Origin of the sequence: Streptomyces iakyrus, assembly GCF_000717055.1 — a bacterium.
Lineage (GTDB): Bacteria > Actinomycetota > Actinomycetes > Streptomycetales > Streptomycetaceae > Streptomyces > Streptomyces iakyrus.
Genome location: NZ_JNXI01000007.1, coordinates 135,295 through 155,079, shown reverse-complemented (window position 1 = coordinate 155,079; position 19,785 = coordinate 135,295). Strand labels below are relative to the sequence as shown.

The following is a 19,785-nucleotide window of genomic DNA, read 5'->3' as shown; positions in this document are numbered from 1 at the left end:
CCCCTATCGTTTGAGACCAAAGGAGGATCCTCCATGCCGGCCGCCCCCCACGACGAGTGGCTGCGCCGCGCCAAGGCGTTCCAGCTCTCCGGTGCCCATCACATCGACGGCGCCGAGGAAGCCGGCGCGGGAGCGGTGTTCCCGGTCGTCTCCCCGCGGGACGGCCGGGTCGTCGCCGAGGTGGCGGACGGCGGCGCCGCCGAGGTCGACGCGGCCGTCGCCGCCGCCCGGCGCGCCTTCGACACCGGCCCGTGGCCGCGCCTGGCACCCGCCGAACGCGGCCGGGCCCTGCTCCGGCTCGCCGGTCTGCTCGAAGAGCGGCGCGAGGAACTCGCCCTCACGGTCACCCTGGAGATGGGCAAACCTATCTCGGACGCGTACGGCATCGAACTGCGCGCGGTCATCAACACCTTCCGCTGGTACGGCCAGCTCGCGGACAAGCTCACCGACGAGTCCCCGCACACCGCCCCGGACGCCCTCGCCCTGGTCACCAGGGAACCCGCCGGGGTGGTCGGGGCGGTGGTCCCCTGGAACTTCCCGCTGACCCTGGCCGGCTGGAAGATCGCCCCGGCCCTGGCGGCAGGCTGCACGGTCGTCCTCAAGCCTTCGGAGAACTCCCCGCTGTCCGCCCTGCTGCTCGCCCGCCTCGCCACCGAGGCCGGCCTCCCGCCCGGCGTCCTCAACGTCGTAACCGGCGACGGCCCCACGGCGGGACGCGCCCTCGGCCTCCACCCCGACGTCGACGTCCTGGCGTTCACCGGCTCCACCGCCGTCGGCCGCCACTTCTTGCGCTACGCCGCCGACTCCAACCTCAAGCATGTCTGGCTGGAACTCGGCGGCAAGTCGCCCAACATCGTTCTGCCCGACGCCCCCGACCTGGAGAAGGCCGCGGCCACCGCCGCCTGGGGCATCTTCTTCAACCAGGGTGAGATGTGCACGGCCCCCTCCCGGCTCCTCGTGCACTCCTCGATCGCCGACCGGGTCACCGAGGCCGTGGTCCGGCGGGCCCGCGAACTGAGGGTCGGCGACCCGCTCGACCCGGAGACCGAGATGGGCGCCCTCGTCGGCCCGGCGCACCTGGACCGCGTGACCGGCCACATCCGTCACGGCGTCGACGAGGGCGCCCGGCTGTGCACCGGCGGTGACCGCGTCCTCGCCGAGACGGGCGGGACGTACCTGGAGCCGACCGTCTTCGACCGCGTCGACCCCGGCTCGCGCCTGGCGCGGGAGGAGATCTTCGGCCCCGTCCTGTCCGTGCTCGCCTTCGACGACCTCGACGAGGCGGTCCGCCTGGCCAACGCCACCGAGTACGGCCTCGCCGCCGGCCTGTGGACCTCCGACCTGTCCACCGCCCACCGGATCGCGCGCGCCCTCAAGGCCGGAACGGTCTGGGTCAACTGCTACGAGGAGGGCGATCTGACCGTGCCCTTCGGGGGAATGAAGCAGTCCGGCAACGGCCGCGACAAGTCCGCCCACGCGCTGGAGAAGTACACCGAGCTCAAGACCACCTGGATCCAGCTGTGACCCGGCCCCTGATCGCGATCCCGGCCCGCTTCTCGGCCACGACCTCGGCCCTCCGGTACGCCGCGGAGGTCAACGCCCGCGCCCTGGTCGAGGCCGTCTGGCGGGCCGGCGGCGAACCGGCCGGCATCCACCCGGCGGACACCGGCACGGCCGCCCGGCTGGCACGCTTCGACGGCGTCCTGCTCCCCGGCGGCGGCGACCTCGCCCCCTCCCGCTACGGCGCCACCGACACCCACGACACCGTCTACGACGTCGACACCCTCCAGGACACCTTCGACCTCGACGTCGCCCGGCACGCCCTGGAGGCAGGGCTGCCCCTGCTCGCCGTCTGCCGCGGCCTCCAGGTCGTCAACGTCGCCCTCGGCGGCACCTTGCAGCAGGACATGGGCGGGCCGGAACGCGAGCACCGGCATCTCGTGCACCCCGTCACCCTGGCACCCGGCTCGCTCCTCGCCCGGGCCGCCGACGCCGAGAAGCTGGATGCGTCCTGCTACCACCACCAGCGCGTCGACCGGCTGGGCGCGGGCCTGCGCGCCACGGCACGGGCGGCCGACGGCACGATCGAGGCCCTTGAACTCCCGGCCACCGCAGGCTGGTTCACGGCCGTCCAGTGGCACCCGGAGGACACCGCCCACGAGGACCCCGCCCAGCAGGGCCTGTTCGACGCGCTCGTGCGGGCCGCGAACCGGTGAGCCCCCTAGGCCCGGGGCCGCCGCCCGCTGCGCCGCGGGGCCGGCTCGGCGCCGCCCAGCAGCGACTGCCGCCGCTCCTCGCCGTGCTCCTCCACCTGGAGGACCACGCTCCGCAGCCCCTCGGCGAGGCGGCGGCACTCGGCGTCGCTGAGCCCGGCGGTGACGAACGCCTCCTCCTCGTTGAACGCCGGGAACACCCGCGCCATGAACTCCTCGCCCTTCGGGGTGAGGCGCAGCAGCACCAGGCGCCCGTCGCTCGGATGCCCGTCCCGCCGCAGCAGCCCCCGGGACTCCAGCGTGCGCACCACGCCCGTCAGCGTGCCCTTGGAGATCCCCGCCTCCTCCGCCACGTGCCGGGTCTCCGACTCGCCCCACACCCAGACCACCCACAGCACCACGAAGGCCGTCCAGGTCAGGTCCGAGCCGCGCAGCACCGAGTTCTCCAGGTGCTGCCGCACCGCGGACGCGGCCCGGTAGATGTTCGCCACCGCCGCCATCTGCTCCCGGCGGATCGCGATGCCGCCGAGCTTCGCCGCGGCGAGCTTCTCGGCTTCGGTGATGGATCGGTGCCCCGGCACGGGCGGCTCCTTCGTCTGGTCACACGTCACGCACGGGCGGCTCGTCCCGGCCGTCCGGTCGTTCGGACTCAAATTGTACGAAGCCGAAAGGAAAACCCGTCATGCCCAGCCCTCCCCGCATGCTCCTCGTCCTCAGCGAGAACTGGACCCTCACCGGCGGCCGGGCCGATCTGCCCGCCGCCGTCCGCTGGGCCCGCGAGGCCGAGGACGCCGGCTTCGACGCCGTCATGGTCAGCGAGCACATCGTCCTCGGCCCCGACGCGGCGGCCGCCGGCGTCATGGGCAACCCCCGCGACTACGCCCTCCCCGGCAACCAGGACCCCCACACCCCCTGGCCGAACTCCCTGCTGCTGCTCGCCGCCATCGCCTCCGTCACCTCCCGGCTGCGCCTGGCCGCGGCGGCCGTCCTCGCCCCGCTGCGCCACCCCCTGCTGCTCGCCCGCGAACTCGGCACCCTCGACCTGATCAGCGGGGGCCGCCTCGTCGTGCAGCCGACGGTCAGCTGGAGCAAGGACGAGTACGACGCCCTCGGGGTGCCCTTCACCCGGCGCGGGCGGCTCCTCGACGAGCACCTGGAGGTCTGGGCGAAGGCCTGGGGGCCGTCCCCGATCTCCCACGACGGGCCGCACTACCCCTTCCGGGACGTGTACTTCGAACCCAAGGCCCACCGGCCCGACGGCCCCCGGCTCTGGTTCGGCGGCCAGCGCCTGCACGGCCCGGTCCTGCGCCGCCTCGTCCGGTACGGCCACGGCTTCCACCCGCTCGGCCGGCCCACGCCCGAGGACCTGCAAGGGCTCAAGGAGGCGATGTCGGCGGCCGGGCGGGACGTCGCCGACCTGGAGATGATCGGCGGCACGCAGGCCGTCTTCCCCGACGACCGCTCACCGGCGGACCTCGGCGCGGCGCTGTCCGTGATCCCGGAGCAGCTGGAGCAGGGCTTCACGACCTTCTGCGTCAAGCCGAACCAGTTCATCGACGACCCGGGCGGCGTGGGGGAGTTCTGCCGCGAGGTCATGCGGCGTGTCGAGGCGCTGACGTCCTGACCGTCCCGGCCCGGATCACCGCTCGACGAACCGCGCCAGGTGGTCCGGGTCCGGCCGCAGCAGCCCGTCCCGCACCGCGAGCGCCGTCGCCTCGGCCCGGGAGGCGCAGCCGGTCTTGCGCAGCAGGTGCTCGACATGGCTGTGCACGGTCCGCGGAGACAGGAACAACGCCTGCGCGATGGCCTGGTTGGTCTGCCCCGTGGCCGCCCGGGTGAGCACCTCCAGCTCCCGGGGGCTCAGCCCGTACGGCAGTTCCGTGGGCGTCTCGTGCACCAGCACCGCGTCCGCCGCCAGGCCGGGACCGGCCGGATGCCGGTGCAGCACGACCCGGCGCCAGCCTCCGCCGGCCGGCCACAGCAGCCGCAGCCGCTGACCGCCCGTGCCGGTGAAGGCGTGCAGCAGCGCACCGAACCCGCCCTCCTCCCGCAGCACCCGGGGCCGGTCGCGGCCGGGCAGGTCGACGACGCGGCCGTCGCCGGTGACGAGGCTCGCCGCGTCCGCGTCCGCCAGGCCGTGCAGATCTCCGGCGTGCGCCAGCGGGTCGGCGAAGGCGGCCAGGGCGGGGATCACGGAGGCGAGCAGCCGTCGCGCGTCGGTGTCGTAGGCGTCCGCGGTCTCGGTGGAGAGATGCACCAGGCCCACCAGCCGGTCCCGGTGCCGCAGCGCTCCTGTGACACCGTCCCGGAATCCGGCCGGGCGGACCCGCTCGGCGTAGAACCAGCCGTGCCGGAAACGCGGCCCGGCGTCCTCGGAGTCCTCCGCGTCCTCCGAGATGGACGGCGGCAGCTCCCGCCGTACGACGTTGCGGTACCACGGGGTGGCGACGAACTCCCCGGCCAGGGCCTGCGAGGCCTCTGCGGTGTAGCCGATGCTCGCGATCCGGACGTGGGAGCCGGTCAGCGGGTCGATCGTGAGCAGGGTCGCCGCGTCCAGCGGCAGCGCGCGGGCGAGTTCGCGCAGCGCCTGCGCGGAGGCCGAGGCGGTGTCGCGCTCGCGGGTGAGCATGCCGATGCGGGCGGCTGCCGCGATCTGGTGGTGGCTGGTCATGCGAGCCTCCGGACGGCTCGGGCAGCGATGTCGTTTGGGGCCTAACGATAGGGGCCGGTATCGGGTCCCACAAGGTGTCCGGCGGAGCCCGGCCAACCCCCAGTCGGTATTTGTACGGATGGTGCGGCGGGCCCGGCGGGTCTTTCCTGTTCGGCACAGCCGGACGCCCGCTCCAGTCGGGCCCGCCCCTCGGAGAGCCCACGCCATGACCCCACCCCCGTACACCGCCTCGCGCAGACACTTCCTCGCCCTGTCCGCCGCCACCGCGCTGGCCGCCGCCGGATGCTCGGCCCCGGAGACGGCTCCGCGCCCTCCCTCCTCGCCGTCAAGCAAGGCACGTTCTACCGGGCCTCCGCCGCACTCGCGCCGAAGGACATCGCCGCCGCCATCGTCGACGTGCCGCGCGCGGTCGCCGCCGGAAAGACCGACCCCAGCGCCGAGGTGCCGATCACGCTCGTCCAGCGCGCCGACACCGCCCGGATCGACGCCCTGCTCGCCCAGAACGCCTAGGGCGGGCGCCATGACGACCACCAACCTCCGCATCAGCGGCCTGACGAAGTCCTTCGGCGGCGTCAGGGCCCTCGACGGTGTCGACCTCACCGTCCCGGCCGGGCAGGTGCACGCCCTGCTCGGCCACAACGGCGCCGGCAAGTCCACCCTCATCAAGTGCCTGGGCGGCGCCTACCCGCCCGACGCCGGCACCATCGAGGTCGGCGGGACGTCGTACACCCGGCTCACCCCACGCGCGTCCATCGCGTCGGGCGTGGCGATCATCTTCCAGACGCTCAGCGTGGTCGACGCTCTGACCGTGGCGGAGAACATCTTCCTCGGCCAGGAGTGGACCCGGCAGGGCCGCATCGACCGGCGCGCCCAGGAGGAGGTCGCCGCCGGGCTGCTTCAGCGGGTGGCCGCCAAGTGCTCCCCGCGCGACCGGGTGGGTGATCTGCCCATGGGGCAGCGCCAGTTGGTGGAGATCGCCAAGGCCCTCAGCCGCAGCGCCGCCGTCCTCGTCCTCGACGAACCGACCGCCGCCCTGTCCGGCGCGGAGACCGACGCCCTCGCGGAACGCGTCGAGGACCTGCGCACCCAGGGCCTCGCCATCGTCTACGTCACCCACCTCCTGGGGGAGGTCGAACGGCTCGCGGACGCCGTGACCGTACTGCGGGACGGCCGGGTGGCCCACCACGCGACGGTGGCGGGGCAGACGCGACGGGACCTGGTGGAGGCCATCGCGGGACGGCCGGCGGAGACCGTACGAAAGCCACGACGGCCTCCCGCCCCACCCCGTCTGGTCGTCGAAGCGCTGTACGGAACCGGCTTCGGCCCCGTCGACCTCACCGTCGCCGCGGGCGAGCGCGTCGGCCTGTTCGGGCTCATCGGCTCGGGCCGCACCCGCGTCCTGGAGACCCTCTACGGCACGCGCCGCGCCACCGCCGGCACGATCCGCGTCGGCGACCGCGCCGTCACCCCCGCGCGGCCGGCCGACGCGCTCGCCGCCGGGATCGCGCTCGTCCCCGCCGACCGGCGGTCACAGGGCCTGTTCCCCTCGATGACCGCGCACGACAACGCGCTGCTGCCCTCCGTCAAGACCCTGTCCCGCCACGGGCTACGGGCGTTGCGCTCCGAGCGGAGGGTGTTCGGCGCGCTGGCCGACGCGGTAGGGCTGCGCCCGGCCCGGCCCCGGCCGGCGGCGGGCGCGTTCTCCGGCGGCAACCAGCAGAAGCTCCTCCTCGGCCGGTGGGTCAACGAGGCCCGGAACGTGGACGTGCTGCTGCTGGACGAGCCGACGCAGGGCGTCGACGTGGGCGCCCGGCAGGAGATCTACCGGGTCGTGTCCACCCTCGCCGAGGAACGCGGCACCGCCGTGCTGTTCGCCTCCAGCGACCCCGAGGAGATCGTGACGCTCGCCGACCGCTGCCTGATCGTCGCGCGGGGCCGGATCGCGGGCGAACTCTCCGGCGCCGAACTCACCGAACAGGCCCTGCTGTCGGCCGTTCACGACCCCCTGACCGCCGAAGGAGCAGCATGACCACCGCCGACCCGGTCCTCCCGCGGCCCCGCCCGATCACCACCGGCGGGCTCGCCGCCGTACGCCGCAACCCGCTCCTCGTCGTGCTCGTCGCTATGGTGCTGGTCTTCCAGCTGACCACGGGCAGCTTCCTCGACCCGGCCAACCTCAGCGGCATTGCCACCGACGCCGCGACCCTCGCCATCGTCGCCGTCCCCCTGGCCCTGCTCGTCATCAGCGGCTACCTCGACCTGTCGGTCGGCTCCACGCTCGCCCTCGGCGGGCTGGTCGGGGGCTGGCTGGCGGGGCAGCACCACCAGTCGCCCGCCGTCGCCCTGCTCGGGGCGCTCGCGGCCGGGGCACTGGTCGGCGCGGTGAACGGCGTCCTGTGCTGCTGGTTCGGGCTGTCCGCGTTCATCGTCACCCTCGGCATGCTGACCGCCGTTCGCGGCCTGGCACAGCAGCTGTTCCCGCTGCCGCTGAGCGGCTTCGGCTCCGGGTTCGCCTGGATCGGCGGGGCCCGCCTCGCCGGGATCGCCGCGCCGGTCGTCGTCGCGGCGCTCGTGCCGGCCGCGGGCGCCCTGTTGCTGCCGGCGGCCCAGCCTGGCCAAGCTCGCCGCGCACGGCTACGGCGTCAACATGAACCCCGCCATCAAGTGGACCATCTCGGACCTGATGGACGAGGTCGTCGGCCCCGAACGCTCCGCCTACCAGTGGCCGGTGCGCTCCGCGCTCGACGCCGGGGTACGGGTCTGCGCCAGCTCCGACGCGCCGATCACCGAGCCCGACTGGCGTCAAGTCGTGGCCTCGATGATGCTGCGCGAGTCCAAGGCCAGCGGCCGCCCGAGCGGCCCCGAGCAGTGCGTGCCGCTCGCCGACGCCCTGCGTACCTACACCTCCACCGCCGCCTGGCAGGACTTCGCCGACGGCTGGAAGGGCACCATCGAACCGGGCCGCGCCGCCGACCTGTGCGTCCTGGACCGGCCGCTGCTCGGTCTCGACCCGCACGAGATCACGCGGGTGCAGGTGGATCTCACGGTGTTCGACGGGCGGGTCGTCTTCGAACGGTGAGCCCCGCTCAGGCCGTTCGCACCGCCGTCCGCCGCGCCCCCCACCGCCGGGTACGGTACCGCCCGGCCACCCGGCACACCGCGTAGACGGTGAACGAGATCGTCGTGACGTAGGGGCTGATGGGGACGCTGCTGCCCAGGGCCAGCAGGATGCCGCCCTCGATGGAGGCCACGGCGAACAGCACGCTCAGCACGGGCAGCAGCACGGGCGAGGCGGTGACACGGGCGGCCGCCGCGGCCGGGGTGACGACGAGGGACAGCACCAGCAGCGCGCCGACGATCTGCACCGACAGGGCGACCGCGAGCCCGAGGACCAGCATGAACGCGAAGGACAGCCCGCGCACCGGCACCCCACGGGCCTCGGCCACGTCCGGATCGGTGCTGGCGAAGGCCAGCGGGCGCCACATGACGGCCAGGGCCACCAGCACCAGGGCGGAGGTGCCGAGCAGCCACGACATCTGCGGGGTGTCCACGGCCACGATCTGCCCGGTGAGCAGCCCGAACTTGTTGGCCGCCCGGCCCTTGTAGAGGGTTAGGAAGAGCACGCCGAGTCCCAGGCCGAACGGCATGATGATGCCGATCACCGAGTTGCGGTCCCGGGCCCGGGCCCCGAGGACGCCGATGGCGCCGGCCGCGAGCAGCGAACCGATGAGCGAGCCCGCCACGATGTTCGCGCCCAGCAGCAGTGCCGCCGACGCGCCCGCGAAGGACAGCTCGCTGATGCCGTGCACGGCGAACGGCAGGTCGCGCATCAGGACGAACACCCCGGCCAGCCCGCCCACCAGACCCAGCGCCACGCCGGCGACGAGGGAGTTGCGGACCAGGGCGAGGAGTTGGCCGTAGTCGGTGAAGTCGAAGATCTGGTGCCAGATCCCGTCGGCGAGTGTCATGAGCGCACTCCGTCCGTCTCCCGGAGTTCGGGGTGGTGCGGCGGGACGGCCGTCTCGTCGGGTGCTCCCGCCACCACGACCCGGCCCCGGACGCGCACCACGTCGACTTGGGTGCCGTAGAGGCGGGACAGCGACTCGCTGGTCAGCACCTCGTCCGGGGTGCCGACGCGATGACTGCCGCGGGCCAGGTACAGCACCCGGTCGACCAGGCCCAGCACCGGGTTGATCTCGTGCGTCACGAACACCACCGCCGTGCCGTGGGAGCGGCGCCGGGCGTCGATCAGCTCGGTGACGGCCCGCTGGTGGTTCAGGTCGAGCGACAGCAGCGGCTCGTCGCACAGCAGGAGGCGGGGGTCGGTCGCCAGGGCCTGCCCGATGCGCACCCGTTGCCGCTCGCCGCCGGAGAGCATGCCGAGTGGCACGTCGGCGTACGCCGAGGCGCCGACCGACTCCAAAATCTCGTCCACCCGGCGGCGGACCGGGCCGGTGCGCAGCCGCGGCCCGAAGCGGTGGCCGTCGATGCCGAACCGGACGAGGTCGCGGGCGCGCAGCATGGCCTGGGCGGACAGCGCCGCCTGCTGCGGTATGTACCCGATGTGCCGGGCGGCCTGCCGCGCGGGCCGGCCGAGGACCGTCAGCGTGCCCGCGGACAGTGACTGACGGCCCAGCAGGGCCCGGACGAAGCTGGTCTTGCCGGCACCGTTCGGGCCCAGCACGGCCAGGAACTCGCCGGGCCGTACGTCCAGATCGAGACCGCTCCACACCTCGCGCTCGCCGTAGGACAGGGCGGCTCCGCGCAGCGCGACGACCGGCGTGCCGTGCTGCCGGGGTATCGGGGTCACTTGGCCAGCGCGCTCGCGAGCGCGTCGACGTTGTCGGTCATCCAGCCGAGGTAGTCCTTGCCCTTCGGCAGGGTCTCCGTCACGGGTACGACGGGGATGCCGGCCGCCTTGGCCGCCGCCTCGGCCTTCTCGGTCTGCGGGCCGGAGGTCTGCTCGTTGTAGACGAGGACCTTCACCTTCTTGCCGCTGAACAGTGCGAGGCTCTCCTGGAGGACGCGCGGGGAGACGTCGTCGCCCTCCTCGATCGCCTCGCTGAACTGCGCGGGCGTCCGGTTCACCAGGCCGCTCGCCTCGGTCATGTACAGCGGCACGGGTTCGGTGATGGCGACGCCCTCACCGCCGTGCGCCTTCTTGATCCGCGCCTCCTCGGCCTCCAGCGGCGCGAGCTTCGCCTTGAAGGCGGCGGCGTTCTTCTCGAAGGCGCCCGCGTCGCCCGGGTCGGCCTTGGCGAGGGCGGCGGAGATCCGGTCGGCGACCTTGGCGACGGTGGGGAAGTCGTACCAGACGTGCTCGTTGAGCTCCCCGCCCTCGGGCGCGGTCCTACCGGACACCTCGACCGCGTTGACGACCTCGGCGGAGTCGTTGTGCCCGCTCTTCAGCATGCGGTCGACGAAGTCGTCGTAGCCGCCGCCGTTCTCGACGACGACCTTCGCCTTGGACAGGGCCAGCTGGTTCTGGGGGTCGGCCTCGTAGGAGTGCGGGTCCTGGTCGGGGTTGCTGATGACCGAGGTGACGTCGACCCGGTCGCCGCCCACGCGCCGGGCAATGTCGCCCCAGACGTTCGTGGAGGCGACCACGGCCACCCGGGCCGGCCCGCTCTTGGCGTCGGCGGAGTCCGACGAGCTGCCGCAGCCCGCGAGCAGGGCCAGTGACGCGCCGGTCAGCAGCGCGAGGCGGCGGGACGTGGACAGGGACATGGCTCCTCCAGGACGGGCGGGCACAGCGAGTTCAGCAGGGATCACGCTAGATGGGAATGAATGTCAGAAGCGCGGCACGACCGAAGTCATGTGAAAACCATTGCCAACTGTTGGGGATGGGCTGGACTTACTATCCAAGCGCTGGACTTTTGGTCTAAGGTGGTGGGTGTGAGAGGAGACGGGATGAGCAGCGGGACGAGCGCCGAGCGGGACGCGATCCTGGCCGCGCTGACGCCGGTCGTGGAGGGCATCGCCGCGACCTTCGGGCCGGTCTGCGAGGTCGTGCTGCACGACTACCGGAACCCGGAGAAGTCGGTGGTCGCCGTGGCCGGTTCGGTGACGGGGCGGGCGGTCGGCGGCGCGATGAGCGAGATCGGCATGCGCGTCCTCGCCCGCGGTGACGAGGCGGCCGACGAACTGAACTACGTCACCCGCACCCGTGACGGGGGGCAGGTGAAGTCCTCGACGATGGTCCTGCGTGACTCCACGGGAGCCGTGTTCGGCGCCCTCTGCGTCAACGTGGACGTCAGTGCCGTCGCCCGGGTTCACGACCTGCTCGGCGCGCTCGCCGGGCTCGGCGCAGCCCCGGCGGAGCTGCCGACCACCACCTTCGGCAACAACATCGACTCCGTGGTCGACGCCCTCTTCGACGCCCACCGGTCGCGGCAGCGGGGCAGCTGGGCGGAGCTCGGCCGGGAGGAGCGCGTGGAGCTGTTCGGCGGTCTCGACACCCGCGGTGTCTTCGCCGTGCGCGGCGCCGTCGAACAGGTCGCCGCACGGCTCGGCATCTCCCGTGCCTCCGCCTACAACTACCTGTCCCGGGCCAGGGCGGCCCACGACACTTCCCCCGGAGGAACCGCGTGACGACCACCACCCCGCCGGTCACCCTCGACGACGTCCGGGACGCCGCGGCCCGGCTCAAGGGCGTCGCCCACCGCACGCCCGTGCTGCGCTCCCGCACCCTGGACGCGCTCGCGGGCGCCGAGATCTTCCTCAAGTGCGAGAACTTCCAGCGCGTGGGTGCCTTCAAGTTCCGCGGCGCCTACAACGCCGCCTCCCGCCTCACCCCCGAGCAGCTGTCCCGGGGCATCGCCGCCTACTCCTCCGGCAACCACGCCCAGGCCGTCGCCCTGGCCGCCCGCGAACTGGGCACCACCGCCGTCATCGTCATGCCGGAGGACGCCCCGCCGTCGAAGCGGGCGGCCACCGCCGGCTACGGCGCCGAGATCGTCACGTACGACCGCTACACCGGTGACCGCGTCGCCATCGCCGAGGCCCTCGCCGCCGAGCGCGGCCTCGCCCTCATCCCGCCGTACGAGCATCCGCACGTCATGGCCGGACAGGGCACGGCCGCTCTCGAACTGCTCGAAGAGGTAGGGGAGCTGGAGGCGCTGCTGACGCCGGTCGGCGGCGGCGGGCTGATGGCCGGCAGTGCCACCGCCGCCAAGGGCATGTACCCCGGCATCCGGACCGTCGGCGTCGAGCCCGAGGCCGGGGACGACACGAAGCGCTCGCTGGAGGCGGGCCGGCGCATCAGCGTCCCGGTCCCGCGAACCATCGCCGACGGCCAGGCCCTGCACACCCCCGGGGAACTGACCTTCTCGGTCAACCGGCGGCTCCTCGACGAGGTCGTCCTGGTCACCGACGACGAGATCCGGGACGCCATGCGGTTCGCCTTCGAGCGTCTGAAGATCGTCGTCGAGCCGAGCGGCGCCACCCCGCTGGCCGCCCTGATGCACCGCCGGGCGGGCACGCTGCCGCGCCGGGTCGGCGTGATCATCTCCGGCGGCAACATCGACGCCGGGCGCTTCGCGGAGCTCTGCGGCAGCGACGCGCGCTGATTGGCGCGGCCCCTCGGGCGGACGGACGATGGAAGCACACCCTCACCGAGGAGGAGCGTCATGCTTGAAGTGAAGACGCTCGACAAGCCGGACGAGCGGCGCGACTACCCCCGAGGCCACCTGGAAGCCGTCCACATGACGGGACTGGACTTCGCCGTGGCCACCTTCGAACCGGGCTGGCGCTGGTCCGAGTCCGTGGCCCCGATCGCCGGGACGGACAGCTGCCGGATCCACCACAACGGCTATGTCGTCTCGGGCCGTATGCACATCCGCATGGACGACGGCGCGGAGACCGAAGTGGGCCCGGGTGACGTGTTCGTCTGCGCACCCGGCCACGACGCCTGGGTCGTCGGCGACGAGCAGTGCGTGGTCTACGACTTCGCGGGCAGCATGGCCAAGGAGTACGCCAAGAAGAACTAGAACGCGCCTCGTAGACGGGCGGCCGGACCCGGGCTGAGCGACTGCCTCTGCCCACCCGGGTCCGCATACCCATGCGTCCTGCGCTGTCGACGGCCACCGCGGGCGTCCGCCTTCGCGCCCGTGGCGGACGGCGGGTGATCGAGGCCCCGATGAGTTTCCGGTGGCCGCGCAGTCCAACCCGTCGACACGAAGGGAGCGCACCATGCGCAAGATCATCGTTTGCACGTTCCTGTCGCTGGACGGCGTCATGCAGGCACCGGGCGGGCCGGACGAGGACGCCGAGAGCGGCTTCGAGCACGGCGGCTGGCAGAAGCCGGTGTCCGACGACGAGGTCGGCGCGGCCATCGCCGGCTGGTACGAGCCCTCCGACGCGATGCTGCTCGGCCGCAAGACGTACGACATCTTCGCGGCGTACTGGCCGACCGCCGATCCCGGCAACCCGTTCACCGAGCGGATGAACAGCATGCGCAAGTACGTGGCGTCCCGGACCCTGACGTCACTGGAGTGGGAGAACTCCACGCTGCTGGAGGGCGACGCCGCCGACGCCGTGCGCGGGCTGAAGGCGTCCGACGGCGGTGACATCAACGTCGTCGGCAGCGGCGACCTCGCCCAGACGCTCATGCGGCACGACTTGGTCGACGAGTACCGGCTGACCATCCACCCCGTGATCATCGGCACCGGCAAGCGGCTGTTCGCCGACGGGGCGGTCCCCACCGCTCTGGAGCCGGTCAGTGTCTCGACGACGAAGAGCGGCACCGTCGTCGGCGTCTACCGGCCGACGGGCAAGCCCGGTTACGACAGCTACTGAGGACTTCGCTCTGATCACACCGGCAGCAGCCGCGCCACCAGCGCGCTCAACTGCCGGGCGTTGCGGCACTCGTGCATCTCGACCAGCTCGGCGTAGGCGGGCGCGACGGAGTCGCCCGTGCCCCAGCGGGAGCGCTGCTCGGGGTTGAGCCAGTGGACGCGGCGGGCGCGCTCGGCGATCTGCCGCACGGCGGGCAGGTTGGGATCGCTCCCGTTCGTGCGGGCGTCACCGAGGACGAACACGGTCGTGCGGGACCCGACCGCCTCCGCGTACCGCTCGGCGAACTCGCCCAGCGCCATGCCGTAGTCACTGCTGCCGTGATAACCCGTGACCGCCGCCTCCCCCTGGATACGGCTGCTCAGCCCCTCCGGGTCGGCCCGGCCGCGCTCCAGCAGCCCGCTCACCTCGTCGATCCGGTTGACGAAGGCGAACACGCGCACCTTGCTGAACTGGTCGTGCAGCGCCTGCACCAGCAGCATCGTGAAGTCGGAGAAGCCGGAGACCGACCCCGACACATCGCACAGCAGTACCAGTTCGGGGCGCATGGGACGCCGTCTGCGCAGCACCGGCTTCATCGGCACCCCGCCCGTCGACAGCGAACCGCGCAGGGTCCGCCGCAGATCGATCGAGCCCCGGGAGGCACGGCGGCGCCGGGCCGCCAGCCGGGTCGCGAGCTTGCGGGCGAGCGGCTGCACCGTCCTGCGCAGTTCGGCCAGCCGGTCCTGCCCGGCGAACAGGAAGTCGACCCGGTCGGCGGTCGGGGCCACCGCCCGCCGGGCGATCTCGTCCCGGCCGCGCCGCTCCGCGACCCGCCGCCGCGCCTCGGCCGCCACCATGGCCCGGAAGGTGTCGATGCGCCGCCGGATCTCGTCCTCCAGCAGCCGGTCCGCGAACCCCGTACTCCCGCCCTGGCCACGGACGTTGTCGCGCACCCGGGCCAGCAGGGTCTGCGGCCGCAGCCGTTCGAGCGTCTGGTACGACGACCAGCCGTCCGACTCCGGCGAGGAACCGTAGCCGCCGAAACCGCCGACCGCCTCGATCGCCAGCCGCCCCAGCATCTGCTGGTCGTCGGCGGTCAGGGCGTCGGCCAGCCGGTCCCGCAAGTCCTCCCGCCCGGCCGCCCGCTGCTCCGGGCCGCCGACGCCGCGCGGGAAGTAGAGGTCGAACACGGGGTCGAACACCTGCCGCTGCCCGGGCCCGTGCAGGAGCGTCGCCGCCAGCCCCTCGCGCAGCAGCTCCCGGTCCGCGAGGCCCAGTTCCCCGACCGCCCGGGCCGCGTCGACGCTCTCCCCGGTGCCGATCCGCATGCCGTGCGCGCGCAGCGCCCCGACCAGGGACGTCAGCCGCTCGGCGACGCCCGCCGGCGTGGTCACAGGGCGTCCAGATCGAGCTTGGCCGACGCCTTGAGGACGTCGTCCTGGTGCTTGAGCAGCACCCCGAGCGTGGCCCGCACGACCGTCTCGTCGAGGGAGCCGGCCCCGAGCGCGAGCAGGGTGTGCGCCCAGTCGACGGTCTCGGCGACCGACGGCACCTTGCGCAGATCCATCGCCCGCAGCGCGCCCACGATCCGGACGACCGAGCGGGCCAGCGCATCGTCGAGGCCGGGCACCTTCAGCCGGACGATCCGGCGCTCCAGCTCCTCGTCGGGGAAGCCGATGTGCAGGAAGAGGCAGCGGCGGCGCAGCGCCTCGGACAGCTCCCTGCTCGCGTTGGACGTGAGGACGACGAAGGGGCGGCGCGTCGCCGTGATGGTGCCCAGCTCGGGGACGGTCACCTGGAAGTCGCTGAGCACCTCCAGCAGCAGGCCCTCCACCTCGACGTCCGCCTTGTCGGTCTCGTCGATCAGCAGGACCTTCGGGTCGTCGCCCCGGATCGCGGTCAGCAGGGGCCTGGTGAGCAGGAACTCCTCGCTGAAGATGTCTGTACGGGCCTCGTCCCACGTCTCGTCACGGCCCGCGCTGATGCGCAGGAGCTGCTTGGCGTGGTTCCACTCGTACAGGGCGCGGGACTCGTCGACCCCCTCGTAGCACTGGAGGCGGACCAGCCGTGCGCCGGCGACCTCGGCGACGGCCTTGGCGAGCTCCGTCTTGCCGACCCCGGCCGGGCCCTCCACGAGCAGCGGCTTGCCGAGGCGGTCGGCGAGGAAGACGGTCGTGGCGACGGCGGGTGAGGCGAGGTAGCCGGTCTCGGCGAGGCGCGCGGAGACATCGTCGACGGATGTGAACAACGGGGCCTCCAGGACGGCGGCGGCGGACTGACGGTCAGGGCACTATCTAAGCGCTTGTTCACCCGCGCTGTCACACGCCTTGTGTCACGCCCTCGACGCTACGGAGAAGGGGACCCGGCCACACGGGCCGCAGAACCCGTCTTCCGGGGTGTACCCAGCGACACCCCACGGGTACTCGGTCGCCGCCGTACGGAAAGGGCTGACACGGCATGCAGATCGATCTGAAGGGCCGCACCGCTCTGGTCACCGGCTCCACCCAGGGCATCGGCGCCGCCATCGCCGCGGGGCTGGCCCGCTCGGGCGCACGGGTGGGCGTCAACGGCCGCACGCCCGCCCGCGTGCAGGAGGCCGTGGACCGGATGCGGGACGAGGTGCCCGGCGCCGACCTGGTGCCCGTCGCCGCCGACGTCACCACCGACGAGGGCGCCCGGCAGGCGGTGGACGCGCTGGGGCAGGTCGATGTCCTCGTCAACAACCTCGGCGTCTTCGAGTCAGCCGACCCCCTGGAGATCAGCGACGAGGAGTGGCGCCGCTACTTCGACGTGAACGTCCTGTCGGCGGTGCGCCTGACCCGGCTCGTCCTGCCCGGCATGACCGGGCGCGGCTGGGGCCGTGTCCAGTACATCGCCAGCGACTCGGCGGTCGTCATCCCCGCCGAGATGATCCACTACGGCATGTCGAAGACCGCCCTGCTCGCGGTCGGCCGGGGCTTCGCCAAGCAGGCGGCCGGCACCGGCGTCACGGTGAACTCGGTCATCGCCGGCCCGACCCACACGGGCGGCGTCGAGGACTTCGTCTACCAGCTGGTCGACCGCGACCTGCCCTGGGAGGAGGCCCAGCGCGCGTTCATGCGCCGGCACCGGCCGCAGTCGCTGCTCCAGCGGCTGATCGAGCCGGAGGAGATCGCCAACATGGTCGTCTACCTCGCCTCCGACCACGCCTCGGCGACCACGGGCGGTGCCCTGCGGGTCGACGGCGGCTACGTCGACTCGATCCTGCCCTGACCGACCAGGACCACGTCCAGGGTGCGCGGACCGTGCACGCCCTCGACCCGGTCCAGCTCGATGTCACTGGTCGCCGACGGCCCGGAGATCCACGTCAACGGGCGTGCCGGGTCGAGGCGTTCGAGGCCCTGCGGCACCGATGACACGACCTGGCCGGGCACCCGGACGACGCAGATGTGGTGGTCCGGGACGAGGGTGATCCGGCGCCGCCCCTGGTCGGGCGAGCCGTCGAGGACGATCGTGCCGGTCTCGGCGATGGCGACGGCACACCCGGTGACGACGCTGTCGACCCGGTCGAGTTCCTGCGGCGTGCTGACGGCCCGGTCGGGGACGCGTGTCGCGTCGACCCCCGCGAGCCAGTGCGGCGGCAGCCCGGGGGGCACCAGTACGGATCGCGCGCCCCGTTCCGCCAGGAGCCGCACGAGCACGTCCGGCAGCGCGTCGTCCGTGCAGTGATGCACGACCGCCCGGTAGTCCGCCAGGTTCTCGGCGAGCAGCTCCACCGTCTCCGCGACGCTCCGCCGCCCGTGCTCGCGCAGGTACTCCCGCGCGATCGGCGCCTCGTCGGCCGGCGTGTCCGCCAGCGCACGCCGTACCCGTCCCAGGATCCGTTCCCTGCTGTTCACCTGTCCCCGTCCTTCCCGCCACGCGTCCGCTGCCACCAGTCCCGGAACGGCTCGGCCGGCACCGGCGGCAGATCCCGGGTCCCGCTCCACGCCCTGCCCGGACCCGGCAGGGTCCGGGGATGGAAGCGGCGGGACCGGGAGGCGGCACGCTGGCCCGTGCGGAGCGCGCCCGGATGGCTGAAGGCCCAGCGGGCCGCACGCATCGCCGCCCGCTCGGCGGCGTGCCCCTTCGCCGGCCGCAGCACCACCTTGTTGCCCTCGCGGGTGACCTCGCCGCCCTGGACGACCCGCTCCCGCAGATGCACCAGCACCTCCGGGATGTCGATGGCGACCGGGCACACCTCGTAGCACGCCCCGCACAGCGAGGACGCGTACGGCAGCGAGGCGTCGATCTCGCTGGCCGTGCCCCGCAGCTGGGGACTGAGGATCGCGCCGATCGGCCCCGGGTACACCGAGCCGTAGGCGTGACCGCCGGCCCGCTCGTACACCGGGCACACGTTGAGGCAGGCCGAGCAGCGGATGCACCGCAGTGCCTGCCGGCCGACCTCGTCGGCGAGGGTGTCGGTGCGGCCGTTGTCCAGCAGTACCAGGTGGAAGTTCTGCGGACCGTCCTCGTCCGTGGTGCCGGTCCACGTCGAGGTGTAGGGGTTCATGCGCTCGGCCGTCGAGGAGCGGGGGAGGGTCTGCAGGAACACCTCCAGGTCCTGCCACGTCGGCACGATCTTCTCGATGCCGACGACCGAGATCAGCGTCTCGGGCAGGGTCAGGCACATCCGGCCGTTGCCCTCGGACTCCACGACCACCAGCGTGCCCGTCTCGGCGACCATGAAGTTGGCGCCGGAGATGCCGACCTTGGCGCGCAGGAACTTCTCCCGCAGGTGCAGGCGGGCGGCCTCGGCGAGTTCGGCCGGTGTGTCGGTCAGGCCCTCGGGAGCGGGCCGGCCCCACTCGCTCATCTCCCGGGCGAAGATGTCCCGGATCTCGCCCCGGTTGCGGTGGATGGCCGGGACGAGGATGTGCGAGGGCCGGTCCTCGCCCAACTGCACGATCAGTTCGGCGAGATCGGTCTCGTAGGCCCGGATGCCCTCGGCCTCCAGCGCCTCGTTGAGCCCGATCTCCTGCGTGGCCATCGACTTGACCTTGACGACCTCCGTCTCGCCGGTCATCTTCACGAGCTGTGTGACGATCTCGTTGGCCTCGGCCGCGTCGGCGGCCCAGTGCACGACGCCGCCCGCGGCCGTGACCGCCTCCTCCAGCTGCACGAGGTAGCGGTCGAGACGGCGCAGCGTGTGGTCCTTGATCCGCTTGCCCGCCTCGCGCAGCTCGGCCCAGTCGGACACCTCCGTCACGGCCTTCGCACGCTTGGCGCGGATGGTGTGCGTGGCGTGCCGCAGATTGCCGCGCAGGGTCGTGTTCGCCACGGCCTCCCGCGCGGCCTCCGGAAACGCCGGCATGCCGAGATACGTCCCGCTCATACGGCCGGTCCCTCCTCCGTGCTCGCCAGGATCTCCGCGATGTGCACCGGCCGCATGCCGGTCCGCAGCCGGGCCATCGTCCCGCCGATGTGCATCAGGCAGGAGTTGTCCGCAGCGCACAGCACCTCGGCGCCCGTCGACTCGGCATTGCGCACCTTGTCGGCGCCCATCGCCGCCGAGACGTCGGAGTTCTTCAGCGCGAAGGTGCCGCCGAACCCGCAGCACTCGTCGGCCCCCGGCAGCTCGACGAGCTCCAGCCCCTTCACCGCCTGGAGCAGGCGCCGCGGGCGGTCACCGAGTCCGAGTCCGCGCAGCCCGTGGCAGGTCGGGTGGTAGGTCACCGTGTGCGGGTAGTACGCCCCGACGTCCGTCACGCCCAGCACGTCGACCAGGAACTCGGTCAGCTCGTACGTCTTGGGCACCACCGGCGCCAGCGCCGCCGCGAGGGTGTCGCCCCGCCCCTCGGCCCGGGCCCGCTCGCCCATCCGCGGATACAGCTCCCGCACCATCGCCCCGCACGACCCGGACGGTGTCACGATCGCCTCGTACTCGCCGAAGACATCGGAGAAATGGCGGGCGAGCGGCTCGGCCTCATGACGGTATCCGGTGTTGTAGTGGGCCTGCCCGCAGCAGGTCTGCGCCATCGGGAAGTCGACGTCGACGCCCAGCCTGGTCAGCAGTTTCACCACGGCGCGGCCGGTGTCCGGATAGAGCGTGTCGTTGACGCAGGTCAGGAACAGGGCGACACGCATCGCGGCTCCTTGTGGTCGGTC

20 protein-coding genes and 2 pseudogenes are annotated in these 19,785 nt (G+C 72.9%); 12 read left to right on the top strand and 10 right to left on the bottom strand.

What is annotated here, in order from left to right; translation table 11 throughout:
• Positions 1 to 33 precede the first annotated feature (33 nt).
• Together OO68_RS13910 and OO68_RS13905 are read left to right on the top strand one after the other, a co-directional pair.
• A complete protein-coding gene (locus OO68_RS13910) occupies positions 34 to 1,524 on the top strand; it encodes an aldehyde dehydrogenase (protein ID WP_033308638.1) in 1,491 nt (496 codons plus the stop codon).
• The gene (locus OO68_RS13905; RefSeq protein ID WP_033308637.1) at positions 1,521 to 2,216 is read left to right on the top strand and encodes a gamma-glutamyl-gamma-aminobutyrate hydrolase family protein; all 696 of its coding nucleotides are present in this window, start codon (positions 1,521 to 1,523) and stop codon (positions 2,214 to 2,216) included. Before OO68_RS13910 ends, OO68_RS13905 begins: the two co-directional genes overlap by 4 nt.
• Before the next feature lie 5 nt (positions 2,217 to 2,221).
• Here the strand turns inward: OO68_RS13905 and OO68_RS13900 are convergent, their stop codons facing one another.
• Positions 2,222 to 2,794, bottom strand: coding sequence for a MarR family winged helix-turn-helix transcriptional regulator (locus OO68_RS13900; protein ID WP_033308636.1), 573 nt, complete (start codon positions 2,792 to 2,794; stop codon positions 2,222 to 2,224).
• Positions 2,795 to 2,895: 101 nt separating this feature from the next.
• On the opposite strand from OO68_RS13900, the gene OO68_RS13895 reads away from it, so the two are divergent.
• Positions 2,896 to 3,837: a TIGR03619 family F420-dependent LLM class oxidoreductase gene (locus OO68_RS13895; RefSeq protein ID WP_033308635.1), complete on the top strand. Its 942-nt coding sequence runs from the start codon at positions 2,896 to 2,898 to the stop codon at positions 3,835 to 3,837.
• Positions 3,838 to 3,852: 15 nt separating this feature from the next.
• Here OO68_RS13895 and OO68_RS13890 read toward each other — a convergent pair whose 3' ends face one another.
• Positions 3,853 to 4,884: a helix-turn-helix transcriptional regulator gene (locus tag OO68_RS13890; protein WP_033308634.1), complete on the bottom strand. Its 1,032-nt coding sequence runs from the start codon at positions 4,882 to 4,884 to the stop codon at positions 3,853 to 3,855.
• Between the two features lie 282 nt (positions 4,885 to 5,166).
• Here OO68_RS13890 and OO68_RS13885 point away from each other — a divergent pair, with 282 nt between their 5' ends.
• The 4 genes and pseudogenes from OO68_RS13885 to OO68_RS13870 form a co-directional block, all read left to right on the top strand.
• The gene (locus tag OO68_RS13885) at positions 5,167 to 5,394 is read left to right on the top strand and encodes a hypothetical protein (protein ID WP_033308633.1); all 228 of its coding nucleotides are present in this window, start codon (positions 5,167 to 5,169) and stop codon (positions 5,392 to 5,394) included.
• Positions 5,395 to 5,404: 10 nt separating this feature from the next.
• Positions 5,405 to 6,913 carry a sugar ABC transporter ATP-binding protein gene (locus tag OO68_RS13880; protein WP_051814616.1) on the top strand — a complete coding sequence of 503 codons (1,509 nt, stop codon included), beginning with the start codon at positions 5,405 to 5,407 and terminating at the stop codon, positions 6,911 to 6,913.
• Positions 6,910 to 7,302, top strand: a pseudogene (locus OO68_RS48460) (ABC transporter permease subunit); the annotation flags it as partial. The gene OO68_RS13880 and the pseudogene OO68_RS48460, both read left to right, overlap by 4 nt.
• A gap of 190 nt (positions 7,303 to 7,492) precedes the next feature.
• Positions 7,493 to 7,963: pseudogene (locus tag OO68_RS13870) on the top strand (amidohydrolase family protein); the annotation flags it as partial.
• A 7-nt stretch (positions 7,964 to 7,970) separates the two neighbouring features.
• Here OO68_RS13870 and OO68_RS13865 read toward each other — a convergent pair.
• From OO68_RS13865 to OO68_RS13855, 3 genes are read right to left on the bottom strand one after another with little or no spacing between them, the layout of a single operon-like run.
• On the bottom strand, positions 7,971 to 8,852 hold the full coding sequence (locus OO68_RS13865; protein ID WP_033308630.1) for a metal ABC transporter permease: 882 nt from the start codon (positions 8,850 to 8,852) through the stop codon (positions 7,971 to 7,973).
• Positions 8,849 to 9,685: a metal ABC transporter ATP-binding protein gene (locus tag OO68_RS13860; protein WP_403551894.1), complete on the bottom strand. Its 837-nt coding sequence runs from the start codon at positions 9,683 to 9,685 to the stop codon at positions 8,849 to 8,851. Before OO68_RS13860 ends, OO68_RS13865 begins: the two co-directional genes overlap by 4 nt.
• A gap of 5 nt (positions 9,686 to 9,690) precedes the next feature.
• Complete coding sequence (locus OO68_RS13855; RefSeq protein WP_033308628.1) at positions 9,691 to 10,611, bottom strand: metal ABC transporter solute-binding protein, Zn/Mn family; 921 nt, start codon at positions 10,609 to 10,611, stop codon at positions 9,691 to 9,693.
• A 183-nt stretch (positions 10,612 to 10,794) separates the two neighbouring features.
• On the opposite strand from OO68_RS13855, the gene OO68_RS13850 reads away from it, so the two are divergent.
• From OO68_RS13850 to OO68_RS13835, 4 genes are all read left to right on the top strand, one after another.
• Positions 10,795 to 11,475: a helix-turn-helix transcriptional regulator gene (locus OO68_RS13850; protein ID WP_033308627.1), complete on the top strand. Its 681-nt coding sequence runs from the start codon at positions 10,795 to 10,797 to the stop codon at positions 11,473 to 11,475.
• Positions 11,472 to 12,452, top strand: a complete 981-nt coding sequence (locus tag OO68_RS13845; protein ID WP_033308626.1) for a pyridoxal-phosphate dependent enzyme — start codon at positions 11,472 to 11,474, stop codon at positions 12,450 to 12,452. The genes OO68_RS13850 and OO68_RS13845 overlap by 4 nt, the downstream gene beginning before the upstream one ends.
• Before the next feature lie 60 nt (positions 12,453 to 12,512).
• Positions 12,513 to 12,872: a cupin domain-containing protein gene (locus tag OO68_RS13840; protein ID WP_033308625.1), complete on the top strand. Its 360-nt coding sequence runs from the start codon at positions 12,513 to 12,515 to the stop codon at positions 12,870 to 12,872.
• Positions 12,873 to 13,074: 202 nt separating this feature from the next.
• Complete coding sequence (locus tag OO68_RS13835; protein ID WP_033308624.1) at positions 13,075 to 13,680, top strand: dihydrofolate reductase family protein; 606 nt, start codon at positions 13,075 to 13,077, stop codon at positions 13,678 to 13,680.
• A gap of 14 nt (positions 13,681 to 13,694) precedes the next feature.
• Here OO68_RS13835 and OO68_RS13830 read toward each other — a convergent pair whose 3' ends face one another.
• The gene (locus OO68_RS13830) at positions 13,695 to 15,053 is read right to left on the bottom strand and encodes a vWA domain-containing protein (protein WP_033308623.1); all 1,359 of its coding nucleotides are present in this window, start codon (positions 15,051 to 15,053) and stop codon (positions 13,695 to 13,697) included.
• A complete protein-coding gene (locus OO68_RS13825) occupies positions 15,050 to 15,907 on the bottom strand; it encodes an AAA family ATPase (RefSeq protein ID WP_033308622.1) in 858 nt (285 codons plus the stop codon). The genes OO68_RS13830 and OO68_RS13825 overlap by 4 nt, the downstream gene beginning before the upstream one ends.
• 209 nt (positions 15,908 to 16,116) lie before the next feature.
• Between OO68_RS13825 and OO68_RS13820 the strand changes: the two genes are divergently transcribed.
• Positions 16,117 to 16,911, top strand: a complete 795-nt coding sequence (locus OO68_RS13820; RefSeq protein ID WP_033308621.1) for an SDR family NAD(P)-dependent oxidoreductase — start codon at positions 16,117 to 16,119, stop codon at positions 16,909 to 16,911.
• On the opposite strand, the gene OO68_RS13815 is transcribed toward OO68_RS13820, so the two are convergent.
• The 3 genes from OO68_RS13815 to OO68_RS13805 are packed head-to-tail and all read right to left on the bottom strand — an operon-like array spanning position 16,887 to position 19,764.
• Positions 16,887 to 17,537, bottom strand: coding sequence for a LutC/YkgG family protein (locus tag OO68_RS13815; protein ID WP_033308620.1), 651 nt, complete (start codon positions 17,535 to 17,537; stop codon positions 16,887 to 16,889). The genes OO68_RS13820 and OO68_RS13815 overlap by 25 nt on opposite strands.
• Positions 17,534 to 19,012 (bottom strand): LutB/LldF family L-lactate oxidation iron-sulfur protein, encoded by a 1,479-nt coding sequence (locus OO68_RS13810; protein WP_033308619.1) that lies wholly within the window; start codon positions 19,010 to 19,012, stop codon positions 17,534 to 17,536. Before OO68_RS13810 ends, OO68_RS13815 begins: the two co-directional genes overlap by 4 nt.
• A complete protein-coding gene (locus tag OO68_RS13805; RefSeq protein WP_033308618.1) occupies positions 19,009 to 19,764 on the bottom strand; it encodes a (Fe-S)-binding protein in 756 nt (251 codons plus the stop codon). Before OO68_RS13805 ends, OO68_RS13810 begins: the two co-directional genes overlap by 4 nt.
• Positions 19,765 to 19,785: the final 21 nt, after the last annotated feature.